This is a genomic window from Streptomyces sp. NPDC003379 (genome assembly GCF_053589195.1).
This window is the reverse complement of record NZ_JBSFRK010000044.1, coordinates 59,612-66,646: the sequence shown is the minus strand read 5'-3', so window position 1 is coordinate 66,646 and position 7,035 is coordinate 59,612. Positions and strand designations below refer to the sequence as shown.

The following is a 7,035-nucleotide window of genomic DNA, read 5'->3' as shown; positions in this document are numbered from 1 at the left end:
ACGATCATGGACCCCGTCTACGGCTACCAGGTCACCAACGTCGAAGCCTCCATGTCCTCCCCCTCCTCCCTCCTGCACTGGACCCGCAGGATGATAGAGATCCGCAAACAGAACCCCGCCTTCGGCCTCGGCACCTACACCGAACTCCCCTCTTCCAACCCCGCCGTCCTCGCCTTCCTCCGCGAGCGCGGGGACGACCTGGTCCTGTGCGTGCACAACTTCTCCCGCTTCGCCCAGCCCACCGAGCTGCATCTGCGGGCTTTCGACGGCCGCCACCCGGTGGAGCTGATCGGCGGGGTCCGTTTCCCGGCCATCGGCGAACTGCCCTACCTCCTCACCCTGGCGGGCCACGGCTTCTACTGGTTTCGGCTGACCGAACAGCCACGACGTCCGGCCGCACCCGCGGTGCACTTTTGAAGGGACGTGTGTCGCATGCTGAAGACCGCATCGCAGTCGCCCGGCAGCCTCAGCCCTCCACAGCTGATGACCTCGTTGGCCGGGATACTGCGTGGATGGCTGCCCGAGCAGCGCTGGTTCGCGGGCAAGGGCCGCCCCGTCGCGGATCTGGCCGTGCTGTCCATGACCGAACTGCACCCGGGATGCCTGCACCTGCTGATCCGTACGGGACCCGCCGGGCCGCCCGAGGACTGCTACCAACTCCTCCTCGGCGTCCGCGAACACGTACCCCTCCGGCTCCACCACGCGATCGTCGGCCGGCCCGACGCGGGCCCCCTGGAGGGCCTCACCGTGTACGACGCCCTCCTGGACCCCTGGTCGGCGGGGCTCCTCCTCGAACGCCTGCGGGTCCCCGGCGAGATGGGCCCCCTGCGTTTCGAACGGGACGCGCGGACCGTGGTGCCCGCGGGCCTCCCGCCCCGGCTGCTCGGCGGTGAGCAGTCCAATACTTCGCTGGTGTACGGAGATTCCTTCATCCTGAAGCTGTTCCGGCGCGTCCAGTACGGCATCAACCCGGACCTGGAGGTGCCGTGGGCCCTGGCCGGCCGGGGCTGCGCCCGGGTGCCCGCCCCCGTGGCCTGGTTCTGGACCACCGAGCCGCGCAAGGCGACGCTCGGTGTGCTCCAGCCGTTCCTGCCCGAGGCGACCGACGGGTGGACCCTGGCGCTGCGCTCCCTCGCCCTGGGCGAGGACTTCACCGACGAGTCCTATGAACTGGGGCGCGCCACCGCCGAGGTGCACCTGGCGCTGGCCCAGGCCTTCGGGTCCGAGCCCCCCGACCCGTACGGCGGCAGCCCGCTGGCCGCCGCCATGACCGGGCGGCTGGAATCCGCGGCCCGTCAGATGACGGCGCTCGTCCCTTACGTCTCCCGGCTGAAGACCGCGTACGGCGCCGTCGCGGGGCGCGGTCCGGGCCGCGAGGCCCAGCGCGTCCACGGCGACCTGCACCTCGGTCAGGTACTCCGGGCCGGGGACCGGTGGTTCATCATCGACTTCGAGGGCGAACCCGCCCGGCCGCTCGACGAACGCCGACGGGCCCAGGCGCCCATACGCGACATCGCGGGCATGCTGCGCTCCTTCGACTACGCGGCCCACACCCGGCGCCCCTGGCGGCCCCGGTGGGTGCGGCGGTGCCGGGAGGCCTACTGCGCCGGGTACGCCGCCGAGTCGACCTGGGATCCGCGCGCGGAGGCCGAGCTGCTGCGGGCCTACGAGACGGACCGGGCGGTGTACGAAGCGCTGTACGAGGCCAGGCACCGTCCGGACTGGCTACCTGTCCCCATGGCGGCGATCGCCCGCCTCGCAGAGGAGAGCTGAGACCGTGGAAACAACAGCCACCGCAACGCAGGCTCCCCCGCGCGCCGCGGACACCGGCCGCGCCCCCGTCCCCGAGGCGCCCCTCGACGCGCAGGACCGGCAGCGGCTCCTGGCGGGCACCCACCACGACCCGCACGCCGTGCTCGGCGCGCACCCGGTGCGCGGCGGCGTCGCCTTCCGGGTCCTGCGCCCGTACGCCGAGGCGGTGACGCTCGTCACCGAAGAGCGGACGGTGCGGCTGAACGACACGGGCGACGGTCTGTTCTCCGCGGTGCTGGGGCTCGACGCGATCCCCGAGTACCGGCTGCGCGTGACGTACGACGGCCACGACATCGAGTACGAGGACCCGTACCGCTTCCTGCCCGCCCTCGGCGAACTCGACCTGCACCTGATCGGTGAGGGCCGGCACGAGGAGTTGTGGAAGGCGCTGGGGGCGCACCCGATGACCCACCAGGGTGTGCGAGGCACCCGCTTCACGGTGTGGGCGCCCAACGCGAGGGGAGTGCGGGTCTGCGGCGACTTCTGCCACTGGGACGGAGCCGCCCATCCGATGCGCTCGCTCGGCTCGACCGGCGTGTGGGAGCTGTTCCTGCCCGGGATGGACGTAGGGGCCCTCTACAAGTTCGACATCACCCGCCCCGACGGCACGCACACCGTGCGCGCGGATCCGATGGCCCGCCGCGCCGAGGTGCCGCCGGCCACCGCCTCCGTCGTCACCCGGTCGTCGTACGTGTGGGGGGACGACGCGTGGATGGCACACCGCGCCGACCGCCCCGTGTGCCAGGCCCCGTTCTCGGTGTACGAAGTCCATCTGGCGTCCTGGCGGCCGGGCCTGACTTACCGTCAACTCGCCGACCAGCTCACGGACTACGTCACGGAAGCGGGCTTCACCCATGTGGAGTTCATGCCGGTGGCCGAGTATCCCTTCAGCGGTTCGTGGGGCTACCAGGTCACCGGGTTCTACGCCCCGACGTCCCGCATGGGCACACCCGACGACTTCCGCCATCTGGTCGACACGCTGCACCAGGCGGGCATCGGCGTGATCCTGGACTGGGTGCCCGCCCACTTCCCCAAGGACGACTGGGCGTTGGCGGCGTTCGACGGAGAGCACCTGTACGAACCGGGGGACCCGCGGCGTGCCGAACACCCCGACTGGGGCACCCTCACCTTCGACTACGGCCGCAAGGAAGTACGTAACTTCCTCGTCGCCAACGCGAGTTACTGGTGCGAGGAGTTCCATGTCGACGGACTGCGTGTGGACGCGGTCGCTTCGATGCTGTACCTCGACTACTCGCGCGAAGACGGACAGTGGGCGTCCAACGAGTCCGGCGGCCGCGAGAACCTCGACGCGGTGGCGTTCCTCCAGGAGATGAACGCGACCGTCTACCGACGCAGCCCCGGCGTCGTCACCATCGCCGAGGAATCCACGGCCTGGGACGGCGTCACCCGGGCCACCCACCACACCGGACCCGGCGGCTTCGGTGGTCTCGGCTTCGGGCTGAAGTGGAACATGGGCTGGTCGCACGACTCCCTGGAGTACATCAGCCGCGACCCGGTGCACCGCGAGTACCACCACAACGAGATGACGTTCGCGATGGTGTACGCGTACAGCGAGAACTACGTCCTGCCTCTCTCGCACGACGAGGTCGTCCACGGGAAGCAGTCGCTGGTCTCCAAGATGCCCGGCGACTGGTGGCAGCGGCGCGCCAACCACCGCGCCTATCTCGGCTTCATGTGGGCCCACCCCGGCAAGCAACTCCTCTTCATGGGCCAGGAGTTCGCGCAGGGCGCCGAATGGTCGCAGGAGAGCGGCCTGGACTGGGGGCTCCTGGACCCGGCCTACCCGGCGCGGCCGGACCACGAGGGCGTACTGCTCCTCGTGCGGGACCTCAACCACCAGTACCGAGCCGCTCCCGCCCTCTGGGAGCGGGACACCGAACCGGCCGGCTTCTCCTGGATCGTGACGGACGCGGCCCAGGACAACGTCCTGGCGTTCCTCCGCCACGCCGCGGACGGAACCCCGCTCCTGGCGGTCTGCAACTTCTCGCCGGTGATCCGCCACGACTATCCGCTCGGCGTCCCGGAGGAGCCCCCCGCCTGGGTGGAGGTCCTCAACACCGACGCGGCACGCTACGGCGGCGGGGACGTCCGCAACCCGGACCCGCTGAAGCCCGAGCCCGAGCCGGCCCACGGCCGGCCGGCCCGCCTGCGCGTCACCCTGCCGCCCATGGCCACGGTGTGGCTGCGCCCGGAGTGACGGCAGGCGGCCGTCGTCCTGATCCGCGCGCGTATGTCAGCGGATCCTGACGTGGACGGGGTCGGAGGCGACGCCGCCGCCGACGATGCGAATCTTGTTGAGGCCCGTGAAGCCGAGCATGACGCGGACGTTGTACGCGTGGTTGCGGTTGGTGTTCATGCGGATCGGCAGGGAGACCCACCGCTTGTGCTGAAGCTGCTGCAACGTCACGGGGGTCCCGGCGGGCAGCCGCGTGGAGGTCCCTTGGACGCGGAACTGGTGCCAGGCCTTGGCGGACTTCACCGTTGCCTTCGCGGTGAGCGTCGGCCGCTGTGCCGCCTGGCGGCGCGAGTCCGGGTCGTCGGAGGCGAGCGCGTTGGCGACGGTGAGCGGGGCGGCGCACAGCAGCAGGCCGGCGCTGAGGGTGACGGCACGCGTCAGGGCAGGTTTCATGCGATCTCCAGGGGAGAGCCAGAGGTACGGGGACCGCAGTAATTAAGGCAAATAATCCCACTGTGTGTGGAATGACATGCGAGGCGATCGGCCTCGGCCGAGGCCGATCCACCCTGTCGGCCCATCGCCGGGTCACCGAGTCCCCGGCGGCCGCCATTCGAGGAGCAGCAGCGTCGCGTCGTCCCGCAACTGGTTGCCCTGCCGGTCGATGATGGAGTGGATGAGCTGACGCAGCGCCTCCGGGGCGGATTCGCCCGCGGCCGTGGCCCGGATGATGCTGTCGGTGAACCGCTCAAGGCCGAACTGGCCGCTCCCGGTCCGCAGCTCGGTGACGCCGTCGGTGTACATCAGGACGCGGTCGCCCGGCTGGAGCGCCTCCTCGTGCACCTTCCACGGTTCGCGCGCGAGCAGAGCGGGCGTCCCCAGGGGAGGCTGGGCCGGCCGCTCAAGGGCACGGTCGAGCACGCGGTGGTCCCGGATCAGCAGGGGCGGCGGGTGACCGCAGTTGCACCACCGCAGGACGCCTCCCGCCAGGTCCAGCTGCGCGAGGATCCCCGTGCAGAACTGCTCGGGCAGCCACCGGGCGAGCGCGTCCTGGACGGTGTCGACGAGCTCGGGCAGTTCGATCTCCGCCCGCCGGGCGTTGCGGCAGCCCGCCATGGCCACGGCGGTCGTCAGGCCGGACGCGAGATTGTGGCCCATGGCGTCGAGGATCGTCACGTGCAGGGTGGAGTGCGTCAGGGAGTGGTCGAAGACATCACCGCCGATGTCGTACGCCGGTTCGAGGACGGCGGTCGAGATGACATCGGAGTTGCCGATCGTCCTGGGCGGCATGAAGGCCCGGAGCATCTCGGCGGGCAGATGCATGGTCTGGGTCCGCGTCCGGCGGGCGAAGGTGTCGCTGTAGGCGCGCTTCGAGGTGATCACCATGGCCAGGATCGAGGCGAGCGTGCGGCAGCGCCGCAGCAGCGCCCCGTCGATGACCGCGGACGTGGCGCCGATGACACCGAGCCGCTCGACCCCGTCGATCAGCGGCAGCCAGGTGGTGATCCGGCCCTGGGGCAGCTCCTCGACGCGCAGCGCGTGGGCCCGGTAGGCCGAACCGGCCACGGAGCTGTCCACGCCGAGGGCGGGCGGCCCCTCGGCCAGCGGCACCAGGCACCGCTGCTGGAGGTCCACCAGGTAGACGTCGATCCGGTCGAGCCCGGCGGCGTCGGCGAACCGCTGCACCAAGGCGGGAAGCTCCACCGGGGTCGCCGCATGCGCCGAGGCGAGCAGCTGTTCGAGCAGCTGCTCGCCGGGTCCGGGCACCCTGGGCTGGCTCGTCATCTGTGATCACCACCTCACAGGCAGTCTCACACCGGGCCCCGGATCCCGCCCGCGTTGAGCGGACGAACGGAGAGCCCGCCCCCGTGACCTTGGTCCCCCGGGCGAGTGAGGAAGGTCCCGGTATGTGGCGTTCCGATTGCGGAATCACACGACAGACCGCAGGAACCGGCTGAGGAGAAGGCTGTGCGAAGGGACATCGGGGTGAGCAAGGGGAGCGGGTGGAAGGCCGACGGAGAGGGGTCGACCCGGTACGCGGCGGACCGGGACGACCGGGAGACGCGGCCGCCCGCGTGGGCCGGCGCCGGGCCGTCGCGGGCGCCCAGGCGGCTCCGCCTCGTCAGGCCGGGCGGGCGGTGGCCGGCCCCCGCCGAGCACGACGAGTGGCGGCCCGACGTGCCGGGGCCCGGCGAGCGGCGCTCCGGCGGGCCCGGCGGGAGGCTGCCGTCGGACGTCCCGCGGGAGGCGCGCGGCGCGCCCTGCTGGCTGAGCCTGGCCGCGCGGGACGCCCGGGCCGCCGAGGAGTTCTACGGCCGCGTCCTCGGCTGGTGCCGTGTGCCGCTGCTCGGCCCGCCGGGCAGGCCGCGCTCCCTCATGCTGAAGGCCGGGGCGCCGGTGGGGACCATCTGCCGGACCTCCTGCGAACCGGGAGCCCACGCCGGCTGGACGCCGTACTTCGCCGTCGACGACGTGGACGGCGCGGTGGGCCGGCTTCGCGACCAGGGCGCCACCGTGGCCGTCGGACCGCTGTCCACCCCCGCCGGGCGCGCCGCGGTGGCGGCGGGGCCCGAGGGCGCCGTGTTCGGACTGCGCCGCCAGGCCCCCGACAGCCGCTGGACGGTCGGGGACGGCCCCGTCGCCCGCCTCGAACTGCACACACGGGACATCTTCGCCGCGGCCCTCTTCTACGGCGGCGTACTCGACTGGGCGGGCGAACCCGCCGAAAGCAGCACCGTGGAGTACGTCCACGACCGAATCGTCGTGCGGGACGGAACACGCGCGGTCGCCGCGCTCACGCAGGGAGCGGCGCCCGGCACCAGGGGCCGCTACCGCTGGCACACGTCCTTCCGCGTGGCGGACGTCGACGCGGCCGCCGCCGAGGCCGTGCGCCGGGGCGGCCGCGTCATCGCACCACCCCACGGGACCGGCACCCGGCGGGAGGCCGTGCTGGGGGACCGCGAGGGCGTCCCCTTCGCGGTCCTCGCGAGCTGAACCGCCGCACACGTCACGACTCACAGGGAAGCAGA

General features: G+C 72.1%; 6 protein-coding genes. 4 read left to right on the top strand and 2 right to left on the bottom strand.

Features of this window, described 5'->3' with window-relative positions; translation table 11 throughout:
- From ACWDVB_RS32300 to glgB, 3 genes are all read left to right on the top strand, one after another.
- Positions 1–417: alpha-glucosidase C-terminal domain-containing protein (locus ACWDVB_RS32300; protein WP_451516924.1), on the top strand; the 417-nt coding region annotated here is incomplete at its 5' end.
- 15 nt (positions 418–432) lie between these two features.
- Entirely contained in the window at positions 433–1,773 is a 1,341-nt protein-coding gene (locus ACWDVB_RS32295; protein ID WP_451516925.1) for a maltokinase N-terminal cap-like domain-containing protein, read from the top strand.
- A 4-nt stretch (positions 1,774–1,777) separates the two neighbouring features.
- Entirely contained in the window at positions 1,778–4,030 is a 2,253-nt protein-coding gene (glgB, locus tag ACWDVB_RS32290) for a 1,4-alpha-glucan branching enzyme (RefSeq protein ID WP_451516926.1), read from the top strand.
- Positions 4,031–4,066: 36 nt separating this feature from the next.
- Here the strand turns inward: glgB and ACWDVB_RS32285 are convergent, their stop codons facing one another.
- Together ACWDVB_RS32285 and ACWDVB_RS32280 are read right to left on the bottom strand one after the other, a co-directional pair.
- Complete coding sequence (locus ACWDVB_RS32285) at positions 4,067–4,462, bottom strand: hypothetical protein (RefSeq protein ID WP_451516927.1); 396 nt, start codon at positions 4,460–4,462, stop codon at positions 4,067–4,069.
- Between the two features lie 132 nt (positions 4,463–4,594).
- Positions 4,595–5,791 (bottom strand): PP2C family protein-serine/threonine phosphatase, encoded by a 1,197-nt coding sequence (locus ACWDVB_RS32280; RefSeq protein ID WP_451516928.1) that lies wholly within the window; start codon positions 5,789–5,791, stop codon positions 4,595–4,597.
- Positions 5,792–5,974: 183 nt separating this feature from the next.
- On the opposite strand from ACWDVB_RS32280, the gene ACWDVB_RS32275 reads away from it, so the two are divergent.
- Positions 5,975–7,000, top strand: coding sequence for a VOC family protein (locus ACWDVB_RS32275; RefSeq protein WP_451516929.1), 1,026 nt, complete (start codon positions 5,975–5,977; stop codon positions 6,998–7,000).
- Positions 7,001–7,035 lie beyond the last annotated feature (35 nt).

Coding starts and splice junctions, on each gene's coding strand:
- ACWDVB_RS32285 (WP_451516927.1), bottom strand. CDS start 4,462: ATGAAACCTGCCCTGACGCGTGCCGTCACCCTCAGCGCCGGCCTGCTG.
- ACWDVB_RS32280 (WP_451516928.1), bottom strand. CDS start 5,791: ATGACGAGCCAGCCCAGGGTGCCCGGACCCGGCGAGCAGCTGCTCGAA.
- ACWDVB_RS32295 (WP_451516925.1), top strand. CDS start 433: ATGCTGAAGACCGCATCGCAGTCGCCCGGCAGCCTCAGCCCTCCACAG.